Origin of the sequence: Rhizobacter sp. SG703 (genome assembly GCF_012275445.1) — a bacterium.
Lineage (GTDB): Bacteria > Pseudomonadota > Gammaproteobacteria > Burkholderiales > Burkholderiaceae_C > Rhizobacter.
The window spans coordinates 207,430-234,024 of sequence record NZ_JAAZQK010000001.1; the positions used below are offsets into that span (position 1 = coordinate 207,430).

Annotated in this window: 26 protein-coding genes; 17 read left to right on the forward strand and 9 right to left on the reverse strand. The window is 69.2% G+C overall.

What is annotated here, in order from left to right:
• Positions 1-62 precede the first annotated feature (62 nt).
• The 7 genes from FHT26_RS00860 (at position 63) to FHT26_RS00890 (ending at position 8,252) form a co-directional block, all read left to right on the forward strand.
• A complete protein-coding gene (locus FHT26_RS00860; RefSeq protein ID WP_168558313.1) occupies positions 63-803 on the forward strand; it encodes a winged helix-turn-helix domain-containing protein in 741 nt (246 codons plus the stop codon).
• A 101-nt stretch (positions 804-904) separates the two neighbouring features.
• Positions 905-1,198: an acyl carrier protein gene (locus FHT26_RS00865; protein WP_168558314.1), complete on the forward strand. Its 294-nt coding sequence runs from the start codon at positions 905-907 to the stop codon at positions 1,196-1,198.
• A 43-nt stretch (positions 1,199-1,241) separates the two neighbouring features.
• Positions 1,242-2,135 carry an acyl-CoA desaturase gene (locus FHT26_RS00870; protein WP_168558315.1) on the forward strand — a complete coding sequence of 298 codons (894 nt, stop codon included), beginning with the start codon at positions 1,242-1,244 and terminating at the stop codon, positions 2,133-2,135.
• A 33-nt stretch (positions 2,136-2,168) separates the two neighbouring features.
• Entirely contained in the window at positions 2,169-3,932 is a 1,764-nt protein-coding gene (locus tag FHT26_RS00875) for a fatty acyl-AMP ligase (RefSeq protein WP_168558316.1), read from the forward strand.
• Between the two features lie 12 nt (positions 3,933-3,944).
• Positions 3,945-5,288: an aminotransferase class I/II-fold pyridoxal phosphate-dependent enzyme gene (locus FHT26_RS00880; RefSeq protein ID WP_168558317.1), complete on the forward strand. Its 1,344-nt coding sequence runs from the start codon at positions 3,945-3,947 to the stop codon at positions 5,286-5,288.
• A gap of 32 nt (positions 5,289-5,320) precedes the next feature.
• On the forward strand, positions 5,321-6,118 hold the full coding sequence (locus tag FHT26_RS00885; protein ID WP_168558318.1) for an SDR family NAD(P)-dependent oxidoreductase: 798 nt from the start codon (positions 5,321-5,323) through the stop codon (positions 6,116-6,118).
• A gap of 295 nt (positions 6,119-6,413) precedes the next feature.
• A complete protein-coding gene (locus FHT26_RS00890) occupies positions 6,414-8,252 on the forward strand; it encodes a sensor histidine kinase (protein ID WP_168558319.1) in 1,839 nt (612 codons plus the stop codon).
• 31 nt (positions 8,253-8,283) lie between these two features.
• Here FHT26_RS00890 and FHT26_RS00895 read toward each other — a convergent pair whose 3' ends face one another.
• The gene (locus tag FHT26_RS00895; RefSeq protein ID WP_168558320.1) at positions 8,284-9,474 is read right to left on the reverse strand and encodes a serine/threonine-protein kinase; all 1,191 of its coding nucleotides are present in this window, start codon (positions 9,472-9,474) and stop codon (positions 8,284-8,286) included.
• A 100-nt stretch (positions 9,475-9,574) separates the two neighbouring features.
• Here FHT26_RS00895 and FHT26_RS00900 point away from each other — a divergent pair, with 100 nt between their 5' ends.
• Complete coding sequence (locus FHT26_RS00900) at positions 9,575-10,351, forward strand: SOS response-associated peptidase family protein (protein WP_168558321.1); 777 nt, start codon at positions 9,575-9,577, stop codon at positions 10,349-10,351.
• A 52-nt stretch (positions 10,352-10,403) separates the two neighbouring features.
• On the opposite strand, the gene FHT26_RS00905 is transcribed toward FHT26_RS00900, so the two are convergent.
• The gene (locus tag FHT26_RS00905) at positions 10,404-11,102 is read right to left on the reverse strand and encodes a GntR family transcriptional regulator (RefSeq protein ID WP_168558322.1); all 699 of its coding nucleotides are present in this window, start codon (positions 11,100-11,102) and stop codon (positions 10,404-10,406) included.
• A 117-nt stretch (positions 11,103-11,219) separates the two neighbouring features.
• Here FHT26_RS00905 and FHT26_RS00910 point away from each other — a divergent pair, with 117 nt between their 5' ends.
• The 9 genes from FHT26_RS00910 (at position 11,220) to FHT26_RS00950 (ending at position 20,673) form a co-directional block, all read left to right on the forward strand.
• On the forward strand, positions 11,220-12,209 hold the full coding sequence (locus FHT26_RS00910) for a Bug family tripartite tricarboxylate transporter substrate binding protein (protein WP_168558323.1): 990 nt from the start codon (positions 11,220-11,222) through the stop codon (positions 12,207-12,209).
• A gap of 20 nt (positions 12,210-12,229) precedes the next feature.
• Entirely contained in the window at positions 12,230-13,504 is a 1,275-nt protein-coding gene (locus tag FHT26_RS00915) for a glucarate dehydratase family protein (protein WP_168558324.1), read from the forward strand.
• 339 nt (positions 13,505-13,843) lie between these two features.
• On the forward strand, positions 13,844-14,230 hold the full coding sequence (locus FHT26_RS00920) for a hypothetical protein (protein WP_168558325.1): 387 nt from the start codon (positions 13,844-13,846) through the stop codon (positions 14,228-14,230).
• A gap of 172 nt (positions 14,231-14,402) precedes the next feature.
• Positions 14,403-15,365: a hypothetical protein gene (locus FHT26_RS00925; protein WP_210427196.1), complete on the forward strand. Its 963-nt coding sequence runs from the start codon at positions 14,403-14,405 to the stop codon at positions 15,363-15,365.
• Positions 15,366-15,563: 198 nt separating this feature from the next.
• Positions 15,564-18,029 (forward strand): ATP-binding protein, encoded by a 2,466-nt coding sequence (locus tag FHT26_RS00930; protein WP_168558326.1) that lies wholly within the window; start codon positions 15,564-15,566, stop codon positions 18,027-18,029.
• Positions 18,030-18,109: 80 nt separating this feature from the next.
• Complete coding sequence (locus FHT26_RS00935) at positions 18,110-18,718, forward strand: sulfite oxidase-like oxidoreductase (RefSeq protein WP_168558327.1); 609 nt, start codon at positions 18,110-18,112, stop codon at positions 18,716-18,718.
• Entirely contained in the window at positions 18,718-19,443 is a 726-nt protein-coding gene (locus FHT26_RS00940; RefSeq protein WP_168558328.1) for an FAD-binding oxidoreductase, read from the forward strand. Before FHT26_RS00935 ends, FHT26_RS00940 begins: the two co-directional genes overlap by 1 nt.
• A 17-nt stretch (positions 19,444-19,460) precedes the next feature.
• Positions 19,461-20,252: a HipA family kinase gene (locus tag FHT26_RS00945; protein ID WP_349238058.1), complete on the forward strand. Its 792-nt coding sequence runs from the start codon at positions 19,461-19,463 to the stop codon at positions 20,250-20,252.
• Positions 20,230-20,673, forward strand: a complete 444-nt coding sequence (locus FHT26_RS00950) for a DUF3037 domain-containing protein (protein ID WP_349238059.1) — start codon at positions 20,230-20,232, stop codon at positions 20,671-20,673. Before FHT26_RS00945 ends, FHT26_RS00950 begins: the two co-directional genes overlap by 23 nt.
• Here FHT26_RS00950 and FHT26_RS00955 read toward each other — a convergent pair.
• From FHT26_RS00955 to mltG, 7 genes are all read right to left on the reverse strand, one after another.
• The gene (locus tag FHT26_RS00955) at positions 20,661-22,154 is read right to left on the reverse strand and encodes a carboxypeptidase M32 (RefSeq protein ID WP_168558330.1); all 1,494 of its coding nucleotides are present in this window, start codon (positions 22,152-22,154) and stop codon (positions 20,661-20,663) included. The two genes, FHT26_RS00950 and FHT26_RS00955, sit on opposite strands and share 13 nt — an antisense overlap.
• Before the next feature lie 70 nt (positions 22,155-22,224).
• A complete protein-coding gene (locus tag FHT26_RS00960) occupies positions 22,225-22,452 on the reverse strand; it encodes a hypothetical protein (protein WP_246867657.1) in 228 nt (75 codons plus the stop codon).
• A 222-nt stretch (positions 22,453-22,674) separates the two neighbouring features.
• Positions 22,675-23,466 (reverse strand): TatD family hydrolase, encoded by a 792-nt coding sequence (locus tag FHT26_RS00965; RefSeq protein ID WP_168558331.1) that lies wholly within the window; start codon positions 23,464-23,466, stop codon positions 22,675-22,677.
• A gap of 66 nt (positions 23,467-23,532) precedes the next feature.
• On the reverse strand, positions 23,533-23,922 hold the full coding sequence (locus tag FHT26_RS00970; protein ID WP_056808915.1) for a PilZ domain-containing protein: 390 nt from the start codon (positions 23,920-23,922) through the stop codon (positions 23,533-23,535).
• Positions 23,919-24,971 carry a DNA polymerase III subunit delta' gene (gene holB / locus FHT26_RS00975; RefSeq protein ID WP_349238060.1) on the reverse strand — a complete coding sequence of 351 codons (1,053 nt, stop codon included), beginning with the start codon at positions 24,969-24,971 and terminating at the stop codon, positions 23,919-23,921. Before holB ends, FHT26_RS00970 begins: the two co-directional genes overlap by 4 nt.
• Entirely contained in the window at positions 24,965-25,576 is a 612-nt protein-coding gene (gene tmk, locus FHT26_RS00980; RefSeq protein WP_168558332.1) for a dTMP kinase, read from the reverse strand. Before tmk ends, holB begins: the two co-directional genes overlap by 7 nt.
• An 11-nt stretch (positions 25,577-25,587) precedes the next feature.
• Complete coding sequence (gene mltG / locus FHT26_RS00985; protein ID WP_168558333.1) at positions 25,588-26,586, reverse strand: endolytic transglycosylase MltG; 999 nt, start codon at positions 26,584-26,586, stop codon at positions 25,588-25,590.
• Between the last annotated feature and the right edge of the window lie 9 nt (positions 26,587-26,595).

Consider the following 26,595-nt stretch of genomic DNA (forward strand, 5'->3'; position numbering starts at 1 on the left):
CGCTACGCCGACTCGACCATCCGGAGCCGAGGAAGGCGTCCACGGACCCACCATGCGCGACGATGTTGCGCGAAGGAAGCCTGTCGATGTCGCAGCAATGCCAGTACGTCTTCCCGCCCTTTCGACTGGATCCGCTCGACGCCACGCTGTGGCGCGATGACGAACGCGTTCCGTTGACGGCGAAGAATTTCGCGTTGCTGTCGTACCTGGTGACGCACGCGGGACGATTGGTCACACACGATGAGATTCTCGACGCCGTCTGGGCACATCGCTGCGTCAGCCCGTCCGTGCTGAAGGGCGCCGTGGCGAGACTGCGCGCGGGCCTGGCAGACGATGCGAAGCAGTGCCGCTTCATCCAGACCGTCAACCAGCGCGGCTACCGCTTCGTCGCGAACGTGGACGTCTGCCTGCCTGGCGCGTCGCGGCCGCAGCCCGAGGCCGGCGACGCCGGCGCCGCCGCCCGTCCATCGAATGGGGTTCGACGCGAGGAGCCGAGCCGGGCGCTCGAACGTGTCCTGCAGGCAGGCCGGCACGCGGGTCCGCGCATCGTGGTCCTGACGGGCGAAGCCGGCTCCGGGAAGTCGACCCTGGTCGAGACGCTGTTGCGCCATCCGATCGGCATCCCTGAGTCCTGGGCCGCGCTCGGCCTCGGCGACTGGTGCGCGCTGATCGAAGCGCTCGGTCGCGAGCAGCCGCTGATGATCGTGATCGATCCGGCCCACTGGAACGGCGCTGGCGCAAGTTCGAGCGGCGCGGTGCGGTGCCCGCCCCAAGGGTCGGGACTCGGATGGCACGTCGAATGAACCCAAATGTGACGTCGACGAGACCACTCGACGCGGCTCGCGGCCTATCGTTCCTGCACGCCCAGCGCCAGCGCGCCGGGTCTCAACCGCGAGGAGTCACCATGTCGAAGAAGAGCTACGCGCTGCAGGACGTGCAGGACTGTGTCATTCAGGCCCTGGCGAAGCAGGCAGGCTGCGACGCGCGGGCGATCGGCCCGCAGCATTCGTTGAAGCACCTCGGCCTCTCGTCCATCGAGGCCACGGCGTTCGTCGGCCACATCGAGGAAGCCCTCGACCTGATGCTGGACCTGACGATCCTGTACGACCACGCCACGGTCGAAAGTCTCACCCGATACCTGTTCGATCGGCTGGCGGCCAAGACCCCCGCCGTGGCCGTGCCGGCCTGCCTGGATTGAATGCGGCGTCCACGCCATCCCCTCCACGACCCAGGAGCAACCGATGCCGATCGTTGAACCGAATCGCGATCTCTACGTCATCTTGCGGCCACAGGCCCACAGGAAGGAGCGGCTCGCGATCGCGGCCGCCGTGCTGGTGTCCACGGTCATGGGCCTGGCCGCGATTCCCTGCGCCTTCGTGTGGGGCGTGTCCGGCCTGGATGCCGGGCTCTTCGTCCTCTTCTACCTCGCCAGTGGATTGGGCATCACCGTCGGCTATCACCGCCTGTTCGCGCACCGCAGCTTCCAGGTGGGCCCGTTCTGGCGCGCGCTGCTGGCGGTGCTGGGCTACACGGCAGGGCAGGGGCCGGTGGTGTATTGGGTGGCCCATCACCGTCTGCACCACGCCCGGACGGACACCGACTCCGATCCCCACAGCCCCATCGACGAAACCGGCGGCATCAGCGCGCGATCGTTCCTGCACGCCCATGTCGGCTGGATGCTGATGAACCGGAAGGCCAACGCCGGCGCCTTGGCGCCCGACCTGCTGAGGGATGCGGCCCTGGTGCGGCTGGAAAAGCACTACCTGCGGATCCACGTCGCGTCGATCCTGTTGCCCGGCGTCATCGCGGCGCTGCTGACCGGGTCGCCGGCGGCCGCCGCGAGTGCCGTGTTGTACGCCGGGTTCTTCCGGCAATTTGCGGTGCTGCAAGTGGTCTACGCGATCAACTCCGTCTGTCACGCCTTCGGGCGGCGCAGCCACGAAACGGATGACGCCAGCAGGAACGTCTGGTGGCTGAGCGTGTTGTCGCTGGGCGAGTCCTGGCACAACAGCCACCACGCGAACGCCGGGGCGGCCAATTTCGGCCGGCACTGGTACGAGATCGACATCGGCTATGCCGCCATCCGGCTGCTCGCCGCACTGGGCGTGGCGACGCAAGTCGTCCGCGCCAAGTGAACCTTGGCCGGACATCGATTCGTGGAGCCCAGGATGCGCCATGCATTTGCTGAATCCCTGACCCGACTGCTGGCCGCGCGAGCGCTTCAGTGCGGTGGTCGCGTGGCCTATCGCTTCCTGGCGCGCGATGCCGACGGCGATCCGTCGATCACCTATGGCGAACTCCACGAGCGTGCGCAGCGGGTTGCGGCTTCGCTGCAGGCCGCCGGCCTGCGCGGCGAGCGCGTCCTGTTGTACGTCGGCACGAGCGCGGACTTCCTCGTCTCGTTCTTCGGGATCCTCCTGGCCGGCGCCGTCGCGGTCCCGTTGAGTCCGCCCCACCTGTCGCGCGCGCTCGCGCGCTCCGAATCCATCGTGCGCAACGCCGGGGCCAGGATGGCCATCGTGCCCGGCACGATGCTGAAGCGGTTCGTGCAACTGCAGGCGACGAACGAAGCCTTTGCCGCGCTGCAGTTGACAACGCCGGACGAGCTCGCCGCCGGCACGTCCGGCCGCTGCATCGATGCAACGGCCTCCAGCGACTCGCTGGCCGTGCTCCAGTACACCTCCGGATCCACCGCGACGCCCAAGGGCGTCTGCATCAGCCACGGCAATTTCCTGCAGAACGCGGCGATGATCAGCCGGGCGATGGGATTGAGCGAGCGCACGGTGGGCGTCAGCTGGTTGCCGCTGCACCACGACATGGGCCTGATGACAGGCGTGATCGGTCCGCTCTTCAATGGTTGCCCGATGACGCTGATGCCGGCCAGCGCATTCGTGTCCGACCCGCTGGCGTGGCTGCAGGCCGTGACGCGGCAACGGGCCACGGTCACCGGGGCGCCGAACTTCGCGTACGAGTTGTGCCTCGAGAAGGTGCTGCAGGAGCAACTCGCCGACCTCGACCTGAGCAGCCTCGACGTGGCCTTCTGCGGTGCCGAAACCGTGTGCGCCGACACGTTGCAGCGATTCGCGTCACGTTTCGAGGCCTGCGGTTTTCGCAGCCGTTCGTTCTTTCCGTGCTACGGGCTCGCCGAGGCGACCTTGATGGTGTCGGGCGGGCCGGCAGGAGGGGCGGCACGCCTCGTCACCGTGGCAACGTCTGCGCTCGGGCAAGGCCGCGTCGCCGCGCCGCAGGCCGCGGAGCCGGCGCAGGTGCTGGTGAGTTGCGGACAGGCGCTGGCCGGCCTGGATGTGGCCATCGTGGACACGGACACCCTGCGGCCGTGCCCCGCGGACCGGGTGGGCGAGGTGTGGGTCCGTGGCAGCAGCGTTGCGCGCGGCTACTGGGGCCTGCCGTCGGAAACCGAGACGGTCTTCGACGCCCGGATGGCCGGCGACGGCGGCGCAGGATTCCTGCGCACCGGCGATCTCGGCTTCGTTCGAGACGGGGAACTGACGATCGTCGGGCGCCTGAAGGAATTGATCGTCATCTGCGGCGTCAACCACCACCCCCAGGACATCGAAGCGACCGTCGAGACCTGCCATCCGGCGATCGGCCGGCATGCCGGCGTTGCGCTGCCGTTGGAAGAGAACGGGCGCGAGTCGTTGCTGATCGTGCAGGAGATCAAGCGGACGTGGCGCAGCGATCCCCAGCCCGTCCTCGACGCCATCATGGCGGAGGTCGCACAGCGGCACGGCATACGTCCCGCCGTCGTGGTGCTGGTCAGCCACGGCAGCCTTCCCCGGACCACCAGCGGAAAGCTCCAGCGCTGCGTCGCCCGCGCAGCCCACATCGGCGGTCGCCTCGACGTGGTGGCCCGCAGCGACGGGTCCGCGCAGGGGCGGGGCCCATTGCATCCCCAACCGGTCGCCGCCTGAAAGGAACTGCACGTGCTGGATCAATCCGAGGACTGCGCCAACCCGGTGGCCACGACGACGCACGACGAGCACGAGCGTCGCACGAAGCCACGGGGCCCGATCGACTCGCGGCATTCGAGCCTGTACGAGTTCCTCGTCGCTTCGCAACAGGACGCGCTGGCATTCGACGAGCGCTTCGAGCAGTTGTCCGAGTATGTCGACGACCTGGTGCGCCGCAAGCACTACCACTACCGGCGCGTGAGAACCAGCGGCTCGTCCGGGTTCGCCAGGTTGCGGGACCGCGACAGCGGGCGCGTCGTCGAGGTCGTCAACCTGGCATCGAACGACTACCTGGACCTGTCCCAGCATCCGGCGACCATCGCGGCCAGCGTCGCGGCGACGCAGCGCTACGGCGCCGGAACCAGCGCGTCGCCCGCCGCCATCGGCAACACCGACCTGCACGAGAGGCTGGAGCGCGAACTCGCCGACTTCACGAACTGCGAAGCCGCGCTGCTGTACAGCTCCGGCTTCGGCATGAACTGCGGCGTCCTGTCGGCGCTGCTGCGGCGCAACGACCTCGCCATCGTGGACAGCTGCATACATGGCAGCGTCATGGAAGGCTGCCGCGGCGCGCCGATGCGGATCTTCGAGCACAACGACCTCGACTCGCTCGAGCGCATCCTGGTTCGCTCGCGAGGCCAGTACGTCAATCGGCTGGTCGTCGTCGAGGGCGTGTACTCGATGGACGGCGACCTGGCACCGCTGGCGGGCATCGTCGAGCTCGCACGCCGCCACGGCGCGATGCTGATGCTCGACGAGGCTCATTCCACCGGCGTGTTCGGCGCTGGAGGGCGGGGCACCGCCGAGCATTTCGGCATCCTCGGCCAGGTCGACATCGTGGCCGGCACCTTCAGCAAGAGCCTGGGCAGCGTCGGCGGCTTCGTCGCGGGGTCGCGCCGGCTGATCCGCTACCTGCAGATGGCCAGCCGGCACTATGTGTTCTCGGCATCGGTGCTTCCGTGCGTCGCGGCATCGGTCCTGGAGGCGCTTCGCCTCCTCAAGGACGAGCCCGCGATCCGCGAGCGGCTGTGGCGCAATGTCGAGCACTTCGGGCGCGGATTGCGTGCCCACGGCTTCGACATCGGGGCCAGCGCCTCGGCCATCTTTCCGGTCATGGTCCGCGACGACCTGAAAGTCAAGGCGCTTTGCAGCTGCCTCTATGACGACGGCATCGTCGTCACGCCGGTCGTGTTCCCGGGGGTGCCGGAGAAGCAGTCCCGCATCAGGCTGAGCGTGACCAGCGGGCTGGAGCTCAAGCACATGGACCATGCCCTGGAGCGCCTGGCACACCACGCCAAGGCGCTGCAGATCATCTGAGCACGTGCAGGCACTGCACCAAGGAGACGTCGATGGGTCGAATTCGCAATTCAGACACGGTCCTGATCATCGGGGGGTCGCAAGGCATCGGCCTGGCCATCGCACGGCGCCTGTGCGTGCTGGACTGCCGGATCATCATCGCCGCGCGGCACGCCGCGACGCTGGAGCAGGCGCGCGCCGAGCTGGCCGGCGTGGCCGGCAGCCGCGCCACCATCGAGACGCTCGTGGTCGATGTCTGCCGCCATGACAGCGTCCTGGCCCTGCGCGATGAGCTGGTCGCCCGGGTCGGCACGCCCACGCATGTCATCAATTGCGCGGGGAGGGCGGTCGCCGCCTATCTCGAAGAGCAGCCGCTGGAGGACTATCGCTCGATGATGGACCTGAACTTCATGGGCACCGTCCACCTCAGCCATGCGTTCCTGCCGCTCTTCCGCGCGCGGGGGAGCGGCCACCTGATCCATGCGTCCTCGATCCTCGGTTTCGTGGGCTCGTTCGGTTGGGCCGCCTATGCCGCGACCAAGTTCGCCGTGGTCGGCTATTGCGAATCGCTTTACTCCGAGTACCGCAGGCACGGCGTCGAGGTCTGCGTGCTGTGCCCACCGGCCACCCTCACGCCGGGATTCGACACCGAGAACAAGACCAAGCCGGCCGCGGTGCGCGAGGCCGAAGCCTGGATCGAGCCGGTGACGGCGGACTACGTGGCACGCGTCCTCCTCGAGGCCATCGCCCGCAAGCGCTTCATGGTGGTTCCGACGCTGAAGGGGCGCTTCCTCTACCGCGCCACGCGCTGGTGGCCCGGCCTCGTGCGCCACCTGGCGGCTGCCCGCTGATCCTGATTCCTCGGTCGCTCGTTTTCGAAGGAGTTCATCGACGTAACAAGCCGTAAAAACACGCGCGCATCGCCCGCCATCGCGGGCGAGCCGCAGGCGGCGCGAGGCCGATTCTGCAGGGAAGCAACACCCGCAACGCGTCCCATGAACCTGTGAGCGCGGAGAGCAAGGTGGGGACGGACATCGGTCGACATCGGGCTTAAGCTGCCGTCATGCAGTACGCCGCGTTGTCCTTCGCCGAATCGCTTTTGACATTTCGATGGGGTCGGCGTCACCGCACGCACTGGACCTGTTGATGACGATGGGACGCCACCTGCGCGTGCTGATGGCCGCGTGGTTGCTGGCCGACGCAGCGCATGCCGCTGCCGTCGTCGCGCTGTCGCCACGGAAGAACGTCGTGTCCATCGCGGACCTGGAAGCCGTGGTGTCGGTGAGCGAACAGCCGCCGCCCGACACCGCGGACTGGCGGCCGGTACGGCTGCCCGACCGCTGGGCAGAAAACGGCCGGGCGCGCGCAGGGACCGTGTGGTACCGGCTGCGCGTCCACATCGATCCCGGGCAGCGCGAACTGTGGGCCTTCGAAGTGGCCTACGCGACGATGAACAGCGACCTGTGGGTCAACGGGATGCTGGTCGGACGCGCCGGGCGCATGGAACCGGGCAACCTGACGCGTCACTGGAACACACCGCTTCTGTTCACGGTTCCGTCATCGGCATGGACGGCGACGGACAACCTGGTCTACCTGCGGGTGCGCTGCGGGACCAGCAGCGACGGCGGCCTGGGTCACCTGTTCGCGGGGCCGGCCGATGAGCTCTCGAAGGTCCATGAGCAACGCGTCTTCTGGCGAACCGGCCTGCTGACCGTCGCCGACGCCTACATCTTTGCGCTCGGGGTGCTGTTCGCGATCATCTGGTCGCGCCGCCGCGAAGCCGTGCAATACGGCTACTTTGCGGCGGCGACTCTCTTGTGGGCCCTCTGCACGAGCAACGACCTCCTCAGCGACCCGCCCCTTTCGCCGCATGCCTGGCAGGTGCTGATCTTCGTCTGCAACATCTGGACGTCGCTGTTGTTCGCGCTGTTCTTCCTGCGCTTCGCGGGCCGGGTCTTGCCGCGCCTGGAGCGCGGCGCGATCGGCTTCGTGCTCGCTGGCAATGCGCTGCAGATCCTGGTCGACCCGGACTGGCAACAGATCGCCTTTGCGGTGGTGATCCTTGGCGTGCTGCTGCTGTGCGGCTGGGCGACCACCGTGCTGCTGTCCGATGCGCAGGGCCGGTCGAGGCGCGACCGGCTGTTGCTGGGCACCGCCGCTGCCGTCGGGATGGTCGTCGGAGCCCACGACTGGCTGCTCACGATCTTCGTGCTGCCGTTCGACGAGACGCACCTCGTGGCATACGCCGCTCCCCTGGTGCTGTCGATCTCGGCGTGGGTGATTGCCGGCGACTACACCCGCGCCCAGGAGGACCTGGCACGGTTGAACCGCCAACTCGCCGACCGCGTTCGGCAGCGCGAGGTGGAACTGCGCGCGTCCTTCGCCCACCTCGCGGAGGCCGATCGCGATTTCGCGGTGGCGACCGAACGGGCGCTCGTGCTGCGCGACCTGCATGACGCCGTCGGCACCCGCCTGGCCATCGCCATGCGGCAACTCGAAGAGGAGCGCGCCGAACCGCTGACGGTCGCGCAGACGCTGCGCGAGACGCTGGACCGGCTCAAGCTGTTGATCGATGCGCTGAGCATGCCGCCCGGCGACGTCAATGCGTTGCTGGCCAGCTTGCGCTATCGCCTGCAAAGGCGCATCGAAGCCGCCGGACTGGATCTGCGCTGGGAGGTCGATCGGCTGCCGCACTGGGAAGCAGGCGAGCATGGCGACGCGATGCGCCGCCTGCAGCGGCTGTTGCTCGAGGCGATATCGAACACGCTGCGACATTCGCATGCCACCGAACTGCACCTGGCGGCGAACGCTACCGACGGCGGCATCCGCGTCGCCCTCACGAACAACGGACCTGGCCTGGACGATGTGCCGGTCGCCGGGCTGCGAACGATGCACGAGCACGCGGTCGGGCTCGGTGCCGTGCTGGAGATCAGCTCGACGCCGCTCGGCGGCTCCATCCGGCTGGTGCTGCCGCCGACCGGTTGAGCCGGGCATCCGGATCGCACCCCGGCTGGCGTCATGACGGTCCCTGCTGCAACTCGCTGCGGAGCTTCGCCGGGTCGACGCCATCGGCACTCTGCACGACCAGCAGATGGAAGAACTCCGCGCGGGTTCGCGCCTGGCCGGCGGCCCTCTTGACCACCACCGCGGCAATCGGCCCCATCTGGCTCGCCAGGACGCGGCATGCGTGGGCCAGCACCTCGGGGCTCAGGGGTTCGCTGCCGGTGACGTGGGGAGTGCCGACACACGGGTCCAGGCCCGCCCACGATGTCGAGATGGTGGCATCGGGGAACAACGGCACGGCCAAGGCTTGCACCTCGACGCCATCGACGCAAGACGAGATCGCGGGCGCCACCTCGGCGCGTTTCGACAGTGCGTCGCGGAACTGCGCGGCGCTTGAGAACCTCGCGTTCGGGTTCTTGGCCAGGGCCGTCGAGACGATCGCGTCGTAGAAGGCATGCCGCAGCGTCGTCGCGACCGCGCTCGGCGCCGGTGGATCGTCGTCGAGCGTTGCGCGCATCACCGACCGCGAGCGCCCCTTGAACGGTACCTCGCCGGTCAGCAGCCGGTACAGCAGCACGCCGGCGGCGAAGATGTCCACGCGGTGGTCGAGCCCCCCTGCGGTGTACTGCTCCGGGGCCATGTACCCCGGCGTTCCGACCCCGGGGCGGCCCTGGGTCAGTGCGACGTCTTCGACGCGTGCAACGCCGAAGTCGGCGAGCTTGACATCACCCCGCGGCGTGACGATCAGGTTCTCGGGCTTGATGTCCCGGTGCCAGACGCCGTGGCGGTGCACGCAATCCAGCGCGTCCAGCACCTGGTCCATGATGCGCAGCAGCTCGGCCTCGGACAGCACCGGCGTGCGCGACAGGATCCGATCGAGGCTGCGCCCTTCGACCAGTTCCATCGCGATGAAGGCGCAGGCGTCGTCCTCGCCGTATTCGTAGATGGCCACGATGCCGGGGTGGGACAGCCGGCCGACCGCTCGTGCTTCGTTCTTGAAACGCGCCGCGACGAGGGCTGCCGTCCGGTCGTGTTCCAGCAGCTTTCGCAGGATGACCTTGACGGCCACCGGCCGTTGGATCGCCGGATCGAAGGCTCGATAGACGACGCCCATCGCGCCGTGTCCCAGAACGCCGGTGATGGCGTACTTGCCGACGTGCGCAGGGTGAGGGGCACGCCGGGGCGCTTCAGCAAAGTCGATCATCGAGCGTCCGGCAGTGGGGGCTGTGGCCCGATGGTAGGGAGCCGCCGGCGCCTGCACCTGCCATGAATATGGGAAGCGACGCCCGGGAAACGCTGATGAAATGCTCGCCACCGCACGCTTCACCGTTGCCGACTTGCCCGCAACGCGCACGATGGCCATCAACTACCACCCGGTCGCTGCCCCCGATCGCATGCGCTCTCACTTCGGAGTGGCGCCGCCCGTGGGCGACATGGCGGCACGAAGTCTCCCGCGCTATCTCGCGCCATTCATCTTGCGGGCGCCGGACGGGATCCGGCTCGAGCGCGAGATGCCGCGCTGTGGCTGCGAGCCTTCTTCGTGTCGTTGCAAGACCTTGACGCTCGGCCGGCGTGCCCAGGACGCACCGGCCGACATCGCCGGCGAGCTGGCTTTTTTTCGCGGTGCATGGCGTCGCGGTCAACGCTGCATCGTCCCCACCGAGGCCATCTACGAACTCGACTACCAGACCGGCAGGCCGGTTCGGTGGCGCATCGCCCGCCGCGATTGCGCGCCGATGGGGATTGCGGGCCTCTGGTGCTGGTGGACGGACAGCAGGACCGGCGAGGAAGTCCCCAGTTTCACGATGCTCACCGTCAACGCGGACACGCACCCGCTGATGAGACAGTTCGGCAAGCCCTGGCAGGAAAAGCGGATGGTCGTCATCCTGGACGAGGCCGACCACGACGCCTGGCTCACCTGTCGCGCCGAGCAGATGATGAGCTTCATGCAGCCGTATCCGTCCGACCAGCTGGTGGCAGAGCCCTGGCCCAAGGGCCGTTCGGGTGCCACGCCCACATGGCCGGGCGGCATCACCGTGCTCTGGGACGCCGAGAGTCTTCCGGCCAGCGAAGAGGGGTGATCCAGGGCCTCGTCGCGCGGCCGCAAGATCACCACCGCGCCCGCGATCTTCGCTACGCCGTGAAGTAGTCCGGATGCGCCTGGCGGATCGCGTCGATCTGCCCCAGCGTGCCGGACAGGTGATCGCGCAAGCTCGCCTGCGCCGCGGCGGCGTCGCCGCTGGCAATGGCGTCGACGATGCGGCGGTGGTCGCGCACGATCGCGCGCTGCTTGCCGACGGAGGGCAGGTTCAGCATGCGCAGGCGGTCGACGTGGCCGCTGTGCTTGCGCACCAGGTCGAACAGGTCGGGCACGCCGGCGGCGACATACATCAGCCGGTGGAACGCCCGGTCGGCCGCGATGAAATCGAGGTACGCGGTGCTGCCCGTCAACGCCGTCTGCACGTCGATCTGCGCGCGCAACTGGCTGAGCAGCACGGCGTCGGCATGCCCGGTCAGCGTGAACACCACCTCGGCCTCGATGGAGCGGCGCAGGAACTGCGCCTGCGCGGCGGCCGCCGCATCGATGCGGCTCACGACCGTGGCGTGCTGCGGAAAGATGTCGACCAGGCCCTCTTCGCCGAGCTTGATCAGCGCATCGCGAACCGGCGTCTGGCTGAGGCCGAAGTGCGCCGCCAGGTCGGCACGCGACAGCACCGTGCCCGGCGCCATCTCCAGCGACAGGATCAGGTCGCGCAGACGCTCGAAGACCTGCGGCGCCGCATGGCGCGAGCGATCCAGGGCGGCGGCACGGCCGGGGGGCGAGGCAGGCATGGCGCGCATTCTAGCGGCGGGGCCGGCGCATTGACACACTAATATATTAGTGCTTCACTTCGGGTCAACGAGCCGCGCCCATGCAGCGCGGCCCCATTGCCACCACCGGAGACTGCCTTGAATCGTCGAGCCCTCGTGTCGTTGTTCCTGTCGTTGCCACTGTCGCTGGCCCTCGCCGGCGGCGCCGCCGCCCAGGCGCCGGAGTGGCCGCAGGCCAGGCCCATCACCTACATCGTTCCCTTCACGGCGGGCGGTTCCACCGACGTGGTCGGGCGCGTCCTCGCCGAGAAGCTGCAGCTCGCGCTGAAGCAGACCGTGGTCGTCGACAACAAGCCAGGGCAGGGCGGCGGCATCGGTGCGAGCTTTGCCGCCAAGGCCGCACCCGACGGGTACACGCTGTTCGGCGGCACCATCAGCACGCACGCGATCAACGCCAGCCTCTACAAGAACCTGGCCTACGACCCGGTGAAGGATTTCGAGCCGGTGGCCCTGGTGGCCACGCTGCCCAACGTGCTGCTGGTCGACCCCGCGCTCGGCGTGAACTCGGTGGCGGAGCTGATCGCCTTGCTCAAGAAGGACGAGAAGCGGCGCACCTTCGCGTCGTCCGGCGCCGGCACCTCCACCCACCTGGCGGGCGAGCTGTTCGCCGACCTGATCGGCGTGCCGCTCACGCACGTGCCGTACAAGGGGACGCCGCCGGCGATGGTCGACGTGTCCGCGGGCCAGGTCACCTTCATGTTCGACCAGATGACGGCGGCGCTGCCGCTGCTGCAGTCCGGCAAGCTGAAGCTGCTGGCGGTGACGACGGGCAAGCGCATCGCGCTGTCGCCGGGCACGCCGACGATGATCGAGTCGGGCGTGCCCGGCTTCGAGATGTCGTCGTGGCAGGCGGTCTACGCCCCCAAGGGCACGCCGAAGGCCGTCGTGCACCGGCTGCATGCCGAGATTGCCAGGGCGCTGAAGATGCCCGACGTGCAGGCCAAGCTGGGCGGGCAACTGGGCATGGAGCTCGTCGGCGGCACGCCCGAGGAGCTGTCGGCGCTGATGGCCCGGGAGATCCCGCGCTGGGGGGCGCTGGTGAAGAAATCCGGTGCCACCGCCAACTGAGATTCCCACCGAGACCCGCCATGACCCGAGACATCCGCATCACCGACGTCCGCATCACGCCGATCGCCTTCCGCGACGGCCCGCTGCTCAATGCCGCCGGCATCCACGAGCCGTGGGCGCTGCGTGCAATCGTCGAACTCGAGACCAGCGACGGCCGCGTCGGCATTTCGGAGACCTATGGCGACGAGCCGATGCTGCGCGTGCTGGCGCAGGCGAAGGAACTGGTCCTGGGCCTGTCGCCGTTCGACCTCAATCGCATGGAAGAACGCGTGCGCGCCGCCATCCGGCCCGGCCCGGGCGCCGTCGAGTTCGAGCTGGCGCCGGGTTCGCACACCGCGAAGAACGCCGCCAAGGTGACCAGCACCTTCGAGGTGGCCATGCTCGACCTGCAAGGGCAGCTGCTCGGTGCGCCAGTCGTCGACCTGCTCGGCGGTGCGGTGCGCGACACCGTGCCGTACAGCGCCTACCTGTTCTTCAAGTACGCCGAACACATCGGGCGGCCCTATGCGGCCGACGCCTGGGGCGAGGGCATCAGCCCGGCGCAGATCGTCGCGCAGGCGCAGCGCATGATCGACGCGTACGGCTTTCAGAGCATCAAGCTGAAGGGGGGCGTGTTCGAACCCGCGCACGAGATCGCCTGCATGCGGGCGCTGCGCGCGGCCTTTCCGGGCCTGCCGCTGCGGCTCGACCCGAATGCCAACTGGTCGCTCGAGACCAGCATCCGGGCCGCGCCGGAACTCGACGAGCTGCTCGAGTACTACGAAGACCCGACGCCGGGCTTGAAAGGCATGGCCGAGCTCGCCCGGCACACCCGCCTGCCGCTGGCCACCAACATGGTCATCACGACGCTCGACGACTTCCGCAAGGGGGCGGACACCGGCGCGGTCAAGGTGCTTCTGTCGGACCACCACTACTGGGGTGGGCTGCGCGTGACGCAGACGCTCGCGCGCATGTGCGCGCTGTGGGACCTGGGCATGTCGATGCATTCGAACTCGCACCTGGGCATCAGCCTGATGGCGATGACCCACGTGGCGGCCAGCATCCCGAACCTGACGTATGCCTGCGACACGCACTACCCGTGGCAGGAAGAGGAGGTGATCCTGGGCGGCCGCGTCGCCTTCGAGAACGGCGCGGTGCGCCTGCCCGGCACGCCGGGGCTCGGCGTCGAACTGGACCGCGGCAAACTGGCCGAACTGCATGCGCAGTACCTGGCCTGCGGCGTGCGCAACCGCGACGACCTGGCCCAGATGCGCAAATACGACGCCGGCTTCCCGGGGCGCACGCCGAGGTTCTGAGCGTAGCCCGCGTGGCCGGAAAGAAACCGGAAAGAAACGCCGTGCTGTCGGTCAACTCGCACGCCATGCGAGCCACGACGGTCGGCGCAACGTCGTTCGGCATTACGGCGTAGTTTACATAATATACATTGTCGCGCTTACGAAGCAACGAACCGGAAGACTCACCCGGCCGCCCATCGCCGCGGCTTCGCATTTGCCATCGCCCGTTCGCATGGGTCTGCCGCCGCGTCCGCGCCGAACCGGACACTGCTGCCACGGCCGCGTCCGCGCCGCAAGCACTGAAAGGTAAACACGTGTTGCCAACGAATCCAGCCAATCCAACCCGGAGGGACCTCGTCCATGACTCGACTGACCCATGACCACCTGCTGGCGATCGAACGCCATGCCGAGGTTGCGCCGGTGCAGCAACTGCGGCTGCAGGTGATGCAGATCCGCGACGAACTGCAGCACCTGGTGGCCGACGAAGCCGACTATGCCCACGCGCTGCTGATGAAGCTCGGCCGCATCGTCGACGAGCAACTGACGCCACGCGTCAGCACCCAGCCGCCGCCCGCCTGGTTCGGCGACTGGCAGCCACCCACGTGGCTGACGCAGCCGATCCAGGCCACGGCCGCCGCCATCGTCGCACCGCTCTCGACGCCGGTGACGCGCGGCCGCATCGGCCGACGCCGACCGAAGACCGGTCCCACCCTGCCGCAGCGCGCGGCCGGCGCGGGCATGGCCTGAGCCTTGCCCAGCAGCAGCCGCAGCGTCGCCACACGCTGCGTGCTCTGCCTGGCATCGTTTGCAGTACCTGAAGTCGTTTCGACAACAGGGTGAACTGCACAATTTCTCCTCTTGTTGTGACTAGGGTCGCCGGTGCTCCACCGATCCGCAAACACATTCAGGAGGACTGATCATGAGCACCGACCAACTCTCGCATCCGTCGACGCCGCAGGACAGCTGCGCCGAAACCACTGCCCGCTACGCCCGCTGCATCGAGATCTCCAAGCGCGTGCGCTGGGAAATCGACCGCGACGTCATCCGCAGCCGCACCTTCGATTTCGACCGCAAGTTCCTGCCCGACGGGCTGACGCACCTCGAGCACCTGCACGGCTTCAGCACCGGCGAGAAACGGCTGCTGAGCCAGATCCAGGGCCGCACCTACGCCAACATGTTCGGCATGGTCGAGCGCTTCATCAACGCCAAGCTGCTCGAGGTGAGCCGCGAGCACTGGTTCGGCGACCAGGTCGCCCTCGAGGCGCTGATCCGTTTCAGCGACGAGGAGCTGAAGCACCAGGCGCTGTTCCGGCGGCTCGAACACCTGATGGCCACCGGCATGGCGCCGGGCTACCAGTTCGTGCCCGAGGCCGACCCCGTCGCGCGGCTGGTGCTCGGCAAGTCGACCTGGGCCGTGCTGGCACTGACCTGCCACATCGAGCTCTTCACGCAGACGCACTACCAGCGCAGCATCCACGTCGACCCCGACCTGTCGGACCTGTTCAAGGACGTGTTCCTGTTCCACTGGAAAGAAGAATCGCAGCACGCGGTGCTCGACGAACTGGAATGGCGGCGCGAAGACGCCAAGCTGACGCCGCCGCAGCGCGACGCTGCCGTCAACGACCTGATCGAACTGATGCGCGCCATCGACGGCCTGCTGCTGCTGCAGAGCCAAGCCGACGTGCGGTACTTCGTCCACCTGCGCGGCCAACCGTCGCCGGAGCAGCTGGCCCGGCTGCACGCGGTGATGCTGAAGGCCTACCGCTGGCAGTACATCGTCTCCGGCATCGAACAGCCCCGCTTCTTCCAGCTGCTCACCAGCATGCTGACCGAGGAGCAGGCCAGCCGCGTGACCCGCGCGCTGACGCCGATGATCAGCTGACCCGGCAGCGCTGACCCATCAGCCGACCCGACACCGGAATCCCCGGGGCTCCCGACCGGCAAAACGCGGCATCATCCGCGCATGAGGATGGGGCATCACGAAGGTCCGGCGACCCCGGAAGCAGTAGCGGGGTCCGGCTCGGCACCGGCCGGGGAGCCCCTCGCCCCGCGCCGGCCCGGGCTGCGCCGCAGCCAGTCGGTGCTGGCGGCGGGACTCGCGGTGATGGTGCTGACGCTGTCGGCCGCCGGCTTCGTCAGCTGGCGCAGCCGCCAGGATGCCCTCGACGACTGGCGCCTGTTCCTGTCGAAGCTGTCGACACTGGCCGTGCGCCACGCCGACCAGACGCTCGCGGCGGCCGATGCCGTGCTCGGGCGCGTCGTCGATGACATCCAGAAATCCCAGCCGATCGACGAAAGCGCGTTGCGCCGCATCGCCGGCCGGCAGGCGGTGTTCGACATGATGCGCGAGCGCCAGAAAGACCTGCCGCAAATCGACGTGATCTCGATCGCGACCACCGCCGGCGACCTCGTCAACTTCTCGCGCAGCTACCCGCCGCCGGACATCAACCTGTCCGACCGCGACTACCTGAAGACCCACCTGGCCAATCCGTCGCTGGAAGTCTTCCTGTCCGAACCGGTCAAGAACCGCGGCAACGGCCGCTGGACCTTCTACCTCGCGCGCAAGCTGCGCAACCCGCAAGGCCGGATGATCGGCATCGCGCAGGTCGGCATCGACAGCGAGTACTTCGAGCGCTTCTACCGTTCGATGAACTTCGACCAGGGCGACGTCTCGCTCGCGCTGCTGCGCGGCGACGCGACGCTGCTCGCGCGCCATCCGCCGCGCGAGGATTTCATGGGCCAGGTCATCAAGGGCAGCGCATCGTTTCGCGCGTTGTCCGAAGGCGCGCAGGCTGGCGGCACCGCCCTCTTCAACGATCCGCGCGCCACCGACCCGGGCGACTCGCGGCTGCGCATCGTCGCGCCGGCGGTGTCGCAGACCTATCCGCTGGTCGTCAGCATCATCGCAACCGAAACCGTCGTGCTGGCGCACTGGCGGCGCAGCACCTGGCTGGTCGCGTCGCTGGCCCTGGTGATGAACGCCCTGCTGCTGTGGCTGACCTTGTCGGTCTACCGCCTCCTCGAGCGTCGCGACCACATGCTGAGCGAGCTGGAGCGTGCCCGCTCGGCCGCTGAAAGCGCGAGCCGCGCGAAATCCGCATTCCTGGCCAACATGAGCCATGAGATCCGCACGCCGATGAACGGGGTGCTCGGCATGACCGAGCTGCTGCTGCAGACCGGGCTGACGCCGCGCCAGCGCGACCTCGCGACCGCCGCCTACGGCTCCGGCGAAACCATGCTGCACCTGATCAACGACATCCTCGACGTGTCCAAGATCGAAGCCGGCAAGGTCGAGCTCGAGGAGATCGACTTCGACCTGTCCGCGCTGGTGCACGACGAACTCGGCATGTACGCCGCAGCCACCCGGCGCAAGGGCGTCGCGCTGGCGGTGGAGATCGGCGACGGCGTGCCGCAGGTCGTGCGCGGCGACCCGATGCGCCTGCGCCAGGTGCTGGCCAACCTGCTCAGCAATGCGGTCAAGTTCACCGAGCACGGCGAGATCGAGCTGAAGCTGGTCGCGCTGGGCGGCGCGGCCTCCGGATCGCGCATCGAATTCAGCGTGCGCGACACCGGCATCGGCATCGACGACGCGGCCCGCGCGCAGCTCTTCCAGCCGTTCACGCAGGCCGATGGCTCGATGACCCGGCGCTACGGCGGTACCGGGCTGGGCCTCGCGATCACGCGGCAGCTGGTAACGCTGATGGGCGGGACCATCGCGGTCGAGAGCGCCAAGGGGCGCGGCTCCACCTTCTGCGTGCGCATCCCGTTCGCCGCGGCGCAGGGCATGCCCGCCCCGCGCGAGCGGCCGGCCGCACCGGGCGGCCAGGGCGCCCCGCTGGCCGGCCGGCGCGTGCTGCTGGCCGAGGACAACCCGGTCAACATGGAGGTCGCCGCGGCGATGCTCGAATCGCTGAACCTGCAGGTCGATCGCGCGAGCGACGGGCTGCAGGCCATCGCGCGCTGCCGCGAGCGCGTCTACGACGCGGTGCTGATGGATTGCCAGATGCCGGGCATCGACGGGCTGGAGGCGACGCGGCGGATCCGCGCCCACGGCGAGCGCGACCTGCCGATCATCGCGCTGACGGCCAATGCGATGGCGGGCGACCGCGACGAATGCCTGGCCGCCGGCATGAACGACTACATCGCGAAGCCGTTCACCCGCGACGTGATCGAGCATGTGCTGCAGCGCTGGCTCAGCGCGCCGCCCCGCCTGGCGCCGCAAGCGCTGGCCGAGCTGCGGGCCCGGCAGCGCCCGGGCATGCACGACCTGCTGCATTCGGTCACGTCGACCTTCCTCGGCGAGGCGCCGCGGCTGCTGCAGCAGATGCGTGCCGCCGCGGGCGAACCGGTGCAATGGGCCGAGTTGAAGCGCGCCGCCCATGCGCTGGCCACCTCCGGCCGGCAGCTGGGCGCCGAGCGGCTGGCCACGCTGTCGATGGCGCTGGCCGACAGCGTGCACACCGGCACGGCGGGCGACCTGGGTGCCGCGCTCGACGAGATCGGCGCCGAACTGGCACGCGTCGAATCGGACGTGCGCGGCCTGTAGCGGGGGCAACGCGCCGCGGTCTGCAGGCCGCGTTCCTGCATGCGAACATCGGGCCGACACCTTTGCGACGGAGATCTCCCATGGCAACCCGCGGATTCTTCGGCCGCCGCCCCGCCACCGACCTGGCGAAGCGGCTGCCACCGGGCCAGCACCTCACCGACGATTTCCCGGTGCTGTCGTACGGCCCGACGCCCGAGCTGCCGCTGGCCGCGTGGCGCTTCACGCTGCACGACGGGCCGCGGCCGCTGGCCAGCTGGTCGTGGGACGAATTCAACGCCCTGCCCCAGACCACCTGGCGCGGCGACATCCACTGCGTGACCACCTGGTCGAAGTTCGACACCGAATGGCAGGGCGTCACCATCGACGACCTGCTGCGCGCCGCCGGCATCGAGGCGCCGACGCCCTACGTGCTGGCGCGTTCGTTCGACGACTACGACACCAACGTGCCGCTGGCCGACCTGGTCGACGGCCGCGCGATGGTCGCGACGCGCTTCGGCGGCGCCCCGCTCGCCCCCGAGCACGGCGGCCCGGCGCGGCTGCTGGTGCCGCACCTGTATTTCTGGAAGAGCGCGAAGTGGCTCAAGGGCCTGCGCTTCACCTCGCGCGACGAGGCCGGCTTCTGGGAGCTGCGCGGCTACCACATGCGTGGCGATCCGTGGCGCGAGCAGCGCTACACGAACGATCCGTGATGGCCACCAGCCCCTGGCAAGAGGTCGCGATCGACGCGATCGTGCGGCGCACGCCACGCGTCGCGAGCGTGTTCCTGCGGCTGCAGCTGCCCGCGTCGCAGGCCGGCCAGCACCTGGACCTGCGGCTGTCGGCGCCCGACGGCTACCAGGCGCAGCGCAGCTACTCGATCGCGTCGGCGCCCGGTGCGGCACGGGTCGAGCTGCTGATCGAGCGGCTCGACGACGGCGAGGTCTCGCCGTGGTTCCACGACGCCGCCGAGGCCGGCGACACGCTGGAAGCGCGCGGCCCGATCGGCGGTCATTTCGTGTGGCAACCGGCCGACGGCGGACCGCTGCTGCTGGTGGGTGGCGGCTCGGGTGTCGTGCCGTTGCTGGCGATGCTGCGGCTGCGGCACACCGCCGGCCGCGGCGTGCCGACGCTGCTGCTGTACTCGGCGCGCCGCCACGAGGAGCTGATCGCTGCCGATGAACTGGGTGCGATGGCATCGGCCGATCCATCGCTGCGGCTGGTCTTCATCACGACCCGCGAGCCCGCCCGCCGGCCCGGCGACCTCGACCGCCGGCTGGACGACACGCTGCTGCGCCAGGCGCTGGCCGACTGGGGCCATGCGCCCGCAGCCGCCTTCGTCTGCGGCGCGACGCCCTTCGTCGAGGCCGTCGCGTCGGGCCTGCGTGCGGCCGGCATCGACGCCGCGACGATCCGCACCGAACGCTACGGCTCGTAGCCAGCGACAATCGCCGGATGTCCCGCCCTGCCCTGCGCACCGTCTGCGCCCACCGCTACGTCACGCCGCTGCGCGAAGGCGGCTCGCTGCCCGCGATCATCGAAGCCGATGACGAAGGCCTGTACGTCCTCAAGTTCCGCGGTGCCGGCCAAGGCCCGAAGGCGCTGATCGCCGAGCTGGTGTGCGGCGAACTGGCCCGGGTGGCCGGCCTCGCGGTGCCCGAGATCGTGCTGGTCGAACTCGAGGCCGAACTCGCCCGCACCGAACCCGACCCCGAGATCCAGGACCTGATCCGCGCAAGCGCCGGGCTGAACCTCGCGCTCGACTACCTACCCGGTTCGGTCACCTTCGATCCGCTGGTCGACCGGCCGGCCGCCGACATCGCGTCGGCCATCGTCTGGCACGACGCCTTCGTCACCAACGTCGACCGCACGCCGCGCAACAGCAACCTGCTGATGTGGCACCGCCGGCTGTGGCTGATCGACCATGGCGCGGCGCTGTATTTCCATCACTCGTGGGATGGCCACCTCGACCGCGCTGCCAGCCCTTTTGCGCTGGTGCGCGACCATGTGCTGCTGCCGTTCGCGGCCGCGCTGCCCGAGGCCGATGCGCGCATGCGCGAAGCGATCACGCCGCAGGCCATTGCCGACATCGTCGCGCTGATTCCCGATGCCTGGCTCGACGAGCCCGAGGTGTTCGCCGACCGGGCCGCGCACCGCCAGGCCTATGCCGACTACCTGACGCACCGGCTGGCGGCGTCGCATGTCTTTGTCGAGGAGGCGATCCGTGCCCGCTCCCAGCTCCGCTGATCTCTGCACCTACGACTACGCGATCGTCCGCGTGGTGCCGCGGGTCGAGCGCGGCGAGTTCATCAACGTCGGGGCGATCGTCTCGTGCGCGCCGTCGGGCTTCCTGCAGGCAGGCATCGAGGTCGACGACGCACGGCTGCTGGCGCTCGACCCAGGGCTCGACCTGGCCGCGATCCGCGCGTCGCTGGCCGCGATCCCGGCGATCTGCCGCGGCGGTGCCGACGCCGGCGTGCTCGGCCGGCTGCTGCCGCGCGAGCGCTTCGACTGGCTGGTCGCGCCGCGCAGCACCGCGATCCAGACCTCGCCGGTGCACACCGGACGCTGCCGCGACCTGCCGGGCGCGCTCGAGCGGCTGCTCGACGCGATGGTGCGGCCGCGCCGCGCCGCCACCACGGGCAGCGCAGAGGTTCAGCCGAGGTAGCGGCTTTCGAGGTGCCGGCGGAAATGCAGCGGGTTCAGCGGCTCGCCGCTCGCGCGCACCGACAGTTCGGACGTCGTCCAGCGGCTCGCCTGCTGCCAGACCTGCTCGCGCAGCCAGTCGAACACCGGTGACAGGTCGCCGGCGGCGATGCGCGAATCGAGGTCGGGGTGCTGGCGGCGCAGCGTCGCGAACCATTGCGCGGCATACATCGCGCCGAGCGTGTAGCACGGGAAGTAGCCGAACAGGCCTTCGGGCCAGTGCACGTCCTGCAGCGGGCCGTTGGTGAAGTTGCCGCGGGTGTCGACCCCCAGCAATTCCATCATGCCGGCGTCCCACAGGTCCGGGATGTCTTCCGGCTCGATCTCGCCTTCGATCAGCGCGCGCTCGATCCGGTAGCGCAGGATCACGTGCGCCGGGTAGGTCACCTCGTCGGCGTCGACACGGATGAATCCCGGGTTCACCCGTGTGACCAGGCGGTACAGGTTGTCGGGCGCGAAGGCCGGTTGCGCGCCGAAATGCGTGGCCAGCACCGGCGCCAGCAGCTGCGTGAAGCCGCGGCTGCAGCCGAGCTGCATCTCGAAGCTCAGGCTCTGGCTTTCGTGGATGGCCATCGAGCGCGCACTCGACACCGGCTGGCCGAGCCAGCTGCGCGGGCGGTTCTGCTCGTAGCGGCCGTGGCCGGTCTCGTGGATGGTGCCCATCAGGCTTTGCAGGAAGCCGTCTTCGCGGTAGCGGGTGGTCAGGCGCACGTCTTCCGGCACGCCGCCGGAGAACGGATGGGCGCTGGTGTCGAGCCGGCCGGCGTCGAAATCGAAGTCCAGCAGCTGCATCACCGCCTCGCACAGCCGGCGCTGCTGCTCGACCGGGAACGGCCCGGTCGGTTCGATGCAGGTCTCGCGGGACTGCCGCTCGCGCACCTGCGCGATCAGACCGGGCAGCCATTGGCGCAGGTCGTCGAAGACGCGGTCGACCTCGACGCTGGTCATGCCGGGCTCGTAGCGGTCCATCAGCGCATCGTATTTCGACAGGCCGGTCTGCTGCGACAGCAGGCTCGCCTCTTCGCGCCCGACGCGCAGCACCTCGCGGAAATTGACGACGAAGCCGGCCCAGTCGTTGGCCGGGCGCTGCGTGCGCCACGCGTGTTCGCAGCGTGCGGTGGCCAGCGAGCGGGCCTGCACCAGCGATTCGGGAAGCGCGTTCGCGAGCCGCCATTCGCGGTGGATCTCGCGCAGGTTGGCACGCTGGAAGTCGTCGAGCGGTTCCTGCCCGGCGCGTTCGAGTTCGCCGGCGGTCGACGGATCGGTGCGCAAGCGATGCATCAGCGCCGAGAGCTCCGCCACCGCGGCAGCCCGGGCGTCGTTGCCCTTGGGCGGCATCATCGCGGCCTGGTCCCAGCCGGCGATGGCGCGAAGGTGATCGAAGTGGTGAAGGCGTTGGCTCAGGGCGGCCAGCGCGTCGTAGGCGGGTGTCTTGGTCGTCATGTCATCGATGCGTTGTGCATCGATGCTACGTCAGGCCGGCCTGGCCGGGCCCGGACAGACCCCGAGGAATTCAGTCGGCCGAATCGGTGTCCGATTCGGGTTCCGCGTCGATCAGGTGATCGTAGGCGTTGATGTCGGACTCGACGCGCGGGATCAGCGGCTTGTCCAGCGGGCGGCAGATGCGGCGCTGCAGGCGTTCGAGTCGCTCGGAACGCTCCATCGCCTGGAACACTTCGGCCGGATTCATCATCAGAACGAAGGGGTTGCCAACGATCTCGGTGCTGTCGGTGCTCTGCATGGTGACGCTCCAGTGAACGGGTGTGTCGATGGAGTCACTGTAGGCGCCGCGTCCGTTTCCTCGTAGTCGGTACTGCTCCAAACGAGGGGTCAGAAGAACCCTGACAAGTCTGTCGGCGAGGCATGCGGAAGCCGGTGATCCAGCTCCGTATGGAATCATATTTATCGTTACAGATCAATGAATTGAATGAGTTACCTCATGCAAGACTTTAGATCTTGCCACTTACACGGCCGCGAGCCTCGGCAGCCGGAACAGCGCTTCGAAGTTGCGGCTGGTGTGGGCCGCGACCTCGTCCACCGTGCAGCCCTTCAATTCGGCGAGCTGCTTGGCGACGTAGGGCACGTACGCCGGCGAATTGGTCTTGCCGCGGTACGGCACCGGCGCCAGGTAGGGGCTGTCGGTCTCGATCAGGCAGCGGTCCAGCGGCACGTAGCGCGCGACCTCTTTCAGCTCGACGGCACTCTTGAAGGTCAGGATGCCGGAGAACGAGATCAGGAAGCCGAGGTCGAGCGCCTCGCGCGCGACGGCCATCGTCTCGGTGAAGCAATGAAACACGCCGCGCGAGCGCCCGGCGCCCTGCTCCTTCAGCAGCGCGACGGTGTCCTCCGACGCACTGCGGGTGTGGATCACGAGCGGCAGGTCGCGTTCGAGCCCGGCGCGGATGTGCACCCGGAAGCGCTCGCGCTGCCATTCCATGTCGGCGATGCTGCGGCCGTTCAGGCGGTAGTAGTCGAGCCCGGTCTCGCCGATCGCGACCACCTTGTCGCGTCGGCTCAATGCCACCAGCGTCTCGACGCTCGGCTCGAGCACGTCTTCGTTGTCGGGGTGCACGCCGACCGAGGCCCAGAAGTTGTCGTGGCCCGCCGCCAGCGCCTGCACGCCGTCGAACTCCTCGAGCGTCGTGCAGATGCACAGCGCGCGGTCGACCTGCGCGGCCGCCATCTCGGCGCGGATCTCGTCGAGGCGAGCGTGCAGCTCGGGGAAGCTCAGGTGGCAGTGCGAGTCGACGAACATGGGGGAACGGCGGGAGCGGGACATCGGCGTCGACGGGCTCGGCGCAGTGCGCCCGACCGACAGGGTTCAGATCGTCTGCGTCGGCTTCGAGGACTGGATCGAGGTGCCGAGGATCTCTTCGATCTTCAGCTTCAGCACGCGGGTCTTCTCATCGGTCGGAAAGCGCACGCCGACGCCCTGGGTGCGGCCGCCCGAGGCGTTCGGCGGCGTCAGCCACGACACCTTGCCGGCGACCGGATAGCGCTGCGGATCGTCCGGCAGCGACAGCAGCAGGTAGATGTCTTCGCCGAGCTTGTACTCGCGGGTGGTCGGCACGAACAGGCCGCCCTCGCTGAACAGCGGGATGTAGGCGGCGTACAGCGCGCCTTTTTCGCGGAAGACCAGCTGGATGACGCTCGGCCGCGAGGCTGCGGCCGGTGCGACCGCGCGGGAGGGAGTGGCGGAGGAATCGCTCATCGGGCCGAGTGTACCGAAGGACCCTTGGCATGGCGCGCCGGTGCCAGCGCCTCGCGGGCCTGTTGCACCAAGGATTCCACCATCACCGGCTGATTCCACGGGTGTTCGCCATGCCGGCTCGCGGCCGACAGCGACGCCGCCCAGCGCGTCAGCCCGTACAGCGGCATCGCCGCGGGCAGCGAGGCCGGCGGAAAGTAGCGCGGCGGTGCGCCGCACGCCAGGCACAGCGCGTCGTGGCAGAGCTTGTGCATCGCCTCCAGCAGCCGCGGCAGCGGCCAGGCGGCCAGTTGCCCCGCGTCGCCGGCCGCAAGCTGCTTCGGCAGGCGCAGCCAGGCCACCGCGTCGACGCCGTCCTGCGCCCAGTCGAGCGCCTGCAGCGGCTGGCCGCCGGCCGCGGCGAGCAGCACGTCGGGCTGCGCGATCTTGTGCTCGGCGAGCCAGCGGGTCGCCTGGTCGGTCGGCGGCAGCGCGAGCGGCAGCGCCTGGCAGCGGCTGCGGATGGTCGGAAGCAGCGCATCGGGCGAGCCGCTGCTGAGGATGAAGCGCGCCTGGCCGGGCGGCTCTTCCAGCGTCTTCAGCAGCGTGTTGGCCGAAATGCCGTTCATCCGCTCCGCCGGGTGCAGCAGCACGACCTTGGCACGCCCGCGCGCCGAGGTGGTCTGCGCGAAGTTGACCGCGCCGCGGATCGCCTCGACCTTCAGTTCCTTGCTCGGCTTGGCCTTCGAGGCCTTGGCCTCGCTGTCGCCGCCGTCGTCGGCGCTGTCCCAACCCAATGCTTCGCGCAGCGCCTCGGGCAGCAACACCAGCAGGTCGGGATGCGAGCGCGACTGCACCAGGTGGCAGCTCGCGCAACGCCCGCAGGCCGGCTTGAACTGTCCGACCGGCACGGCCTCGCACAACCACGACTGCGCCAGCGCCAGCCCCAGTTCGAACTGGCCGATGCCCTGCGGCCCGTGGATCAGCAGCGCATGGCCGCGCTGCGTGCGCAGCGCCTCGTCGAGCGCCGTCGCCAGCCAGGGCAACGGCAGCTTTCCATCGGGATCTACCACGGGTACTGCTCCAGCGAGGCGAGAACTTGCTGCCAGACCTGCTCGCGCGGTGCGGCGGCATCGATGCGGACGATGCGATCCGGCGCGGCCTGCAGGCGCGATGCATACCCCGAGCGCACGCGCTCGAAGAAGGCCAGGTCTTGTTGTTCGAAACGGTCCGGCGCCCGCACCGCGGCGCGGCGCTCGGCCGCCAGCGCGGCCGGCAGGTCGAACCAGAAGGTCAGGTCGGGCTGCAGGTGGCGGTGCACCCAGCTCTCGAGCGTGGCCAGCACGCCGGCATCGAAGCCGCGCCCGCCGCCCTGGTACGCGAAGCTCGCGTCGGTGAAGCGGTCGCACAGCACGGTGCGGCCGGCGGCCAGCGCCGGTTCGATGACCTGCGTCAAATGATCGCGGCGCGCGCCGAACACCAGCAGCGCCTCGGTCAGCGGGTCCATCGGCGAATGCAGCAGCAGTTCGCGCAACTGCTCGGCCAGCGTGGTGCCGCCCGGCTCGCGGGTCAGCACGACCGGCTGGCCGGCGCTGCGCAGGTGCTCGGCCAGTGCGTCGATGTGCGTGGACTTGCCGGCGCCGTCGATGCCTTCGAAGGTGATGAATCGTCCGCGCACGAGTCTGGTGGCTACTTCTGGTACTGGTTGACCGCGCGATTATGCTCGGCCAGCGTCTCGCTGAACTGGCTGCTGCCGTCGCCTCGGGCCACGAAGTACAAGGCCTTGGTGGTGTCGGGCCGCACCGCGGCCAGCAGCGAGGCCCGCCCCGGCATCGCGATCGGGGTCGGCGGCAGCCCGGTGCGCAGGTAGGTGTTGTACGGGCCGTCGGTGGTCAGGTCGCGCTTGCGCAGGTTGCCGTCGAAGGCCTCGCCGAGCCCGTAGATCACCGTCGGGTCGGTCTGCAGCGGCATGCCGATGCGCAGCCGGTTCGTGAACACGCCGGCCACGCGGCTGCGGTCGGCCGGCGTGCCGGTCTCCTTCTCGACGATCGAGGCCAGCGTCAACGCGTCGTCGGCATTGCGCAGCGGCGAGCTGGCGGCCCGCTCGGCCCAGGCCAGCTCCAGCTGGCGCTGCATCGCGCGGTGTGCCCGCTTCAGCACCGCGACATCGCTCGCGCCCTTGCTGTAGGCATACGTGTCGGGATAGAAGCGGCCTTCGGGCGACAGGCCGGCCGCGCCGATCGCGGCCATCAGCTGCGCGTCGGTCATGCCGGTGGTGGTCTGCTTCAGGTTCTCGGCCTTCGCGAGTTCGGCGCGGAACTGGCGGAAGGTCCAGCCTTCGATCAGGCGCACGGTGGACAGCACCTCGTCGCCGCGCACCATCTTGTCGAGCAGGCCGCGCGGCGTGATGCCGCGCGTGATCGCATAGCTGCCCGCGCGGATCCTGCGCGCCTGGCCCGACCAGCGGAACCATTCGTAGAGCAGCACCGGCGGCGCCTGCACGCCGGCCTGGGTCCAGGCCAGTGCGACCTCGCGCGGCGAGGTGCCGGGTTCGATCGACACCTCGACCGCATCGGCATTCAGCGGCAGCGGCTGCTGCAGCCACCACACCGTGCCGCCGACGGCCGCGCCGACGACGAGGAGGCCCAGCACGAACACCAGCAGGACGAGACGGCGCAGGAATTTCACGGCGGGAAG

Excerpts from the sequence above, each read along its gene's own strand:
- FHT26_RS00860 (WP_168558313.1), top strand. The coding sequence starts at position 63 with ATGTTGCGCGAAGGAAGCCTGTCGATGTCGCAGCAATGCCAGTACGTC.
- FHT26_RS00865 (WP_168558314.1), top strand. The coding sequence starts at position 905 with ATGTCGAAGAAGAGCTACGCGCTGCAGGACGTGCAGGACTGTGTCATT.
- FHT26_RS00870 (WP_168558315.1), top strand. The coding sequence starts at position 1,242 with ATGCCGATCGTTGAACCGAATCGCGATCTCTACGTCATCTTGCGGCCA.
- FHT26_RS00875 (WP_168558316.1), top strand. The coding sequence starts at position 2,169 with ATGCGCCATGCATTTGCTGAATCCCTGACCCGACTGCTGGCCGCGCGA.
- FHT26_RS00885 (WP_168558318.1), top strand. The coding sequence starts at position 5,321 with ATGGGTCGAATTCGCAATTCAGACACGGTCCTGATCATCGGGGGGTCG.
- FHT26_RS00890 (WP_168558319.1), top strand. The coding sequence starts at position 6,414 with ATGACGATGGGACGCCACCTGCGCGTGCTGATGGCCGCGTGGTTGCTG.
- FHT26_RS00895 (WP_168558320.1), bottom strand. The coding sequence starts at position 9,474 with ATGATCGACTTTGCTGAAGCGCCCCGGCGTGCCCCTCACCCTGCGCAC.
- FHT26_RS00900 (WP_168558321.1), top strand. The coding sequence starts at position 9,575 with ATGCTCGCCACCGCACGCTTCACCGTTGCCGACTTGCCCGCAACGCGC.
- FHT26_RS00905 (WP_168558322.1), bottom strand. The coding sequence starts at position 11,102 with ATGCCTGCCTCGCCCCCCGGCCGTGCCGCCGCCCTGGATCGCTCGCGC.
- FHT26_RS00915 (WP_168558324.1), top strand. The coding sequence starts at position 12,230 with ATGACCCGAGACATCCGCATCACCGACGTCCGCATCACGCCGATCGCC.
- FHT26_RS00920 (WP_168558325.1), top strand. The coding sequence starts at position 13,844 with ATGACTCGACTGACCCATGACCACCTGCTGGCGATCGAACGCCATGCC.
- FHT26_RS00925 (WP_210427196.1), top strand. The coding sequence starts at position 14,403 with ATGAGCACCGACCAACTCTCGCATCCGTCGACGCCGCAGGACAGCTGC.
- FHT26_RS00935 (WP_168558327.1), top strand. The coding sequence starts at position 18,110 with ATGGCAACCCGCGGATTCTTCGGCCGCCGCCCCGCCACCGACCTGGCG.
- FHT26_RS00940 (WP_168558328.1), top strand. The coding sequence starts at position 18,718 with ATGGCCACCAGCCCCTGGCAAGAGGTCGCGATCGACGCGATCGTGCGG.
- FHT26_RS00945 (WP_349238058.1), top strand. The coding sequence starts at position 19,461 with ATGTCCCGCCCTGCCCTGCGCACCGTCTGCGCCCACCGCTACGTCACG.
- FHT26_RS00955 (WP_168558330.1), bottom strand. The coding sequence starts at position 22,154 with ATGACGACCAAGACACCCGCCTACGACGCGCTGGCCGCCCTGAGCCAA.
- FHT26_RS00960 (WP_246867657.1), bottom strand. The coding sequence starts at position 22,452 with ATGCAGAGCACCGACAGCACCGAGATCGTTGGCAACCCCTTCGTTCTG.
- FHT26_RS00965 (WP_168558331.1), bottom strand. The coding sequence starts at position 23,466 with ATGTTCGTCGACTCGCACTGCCACCTGAGCTTCCCCGAGCTGCACGCT.
- FHT26_RS00970 (WP_056808915.1), bottom strand. The coding sequence starts at position 23,922 with ATGAGCGATTCCTCCGCCACTCCCTCCCGCGCGGTCGCACCGGCCGCA.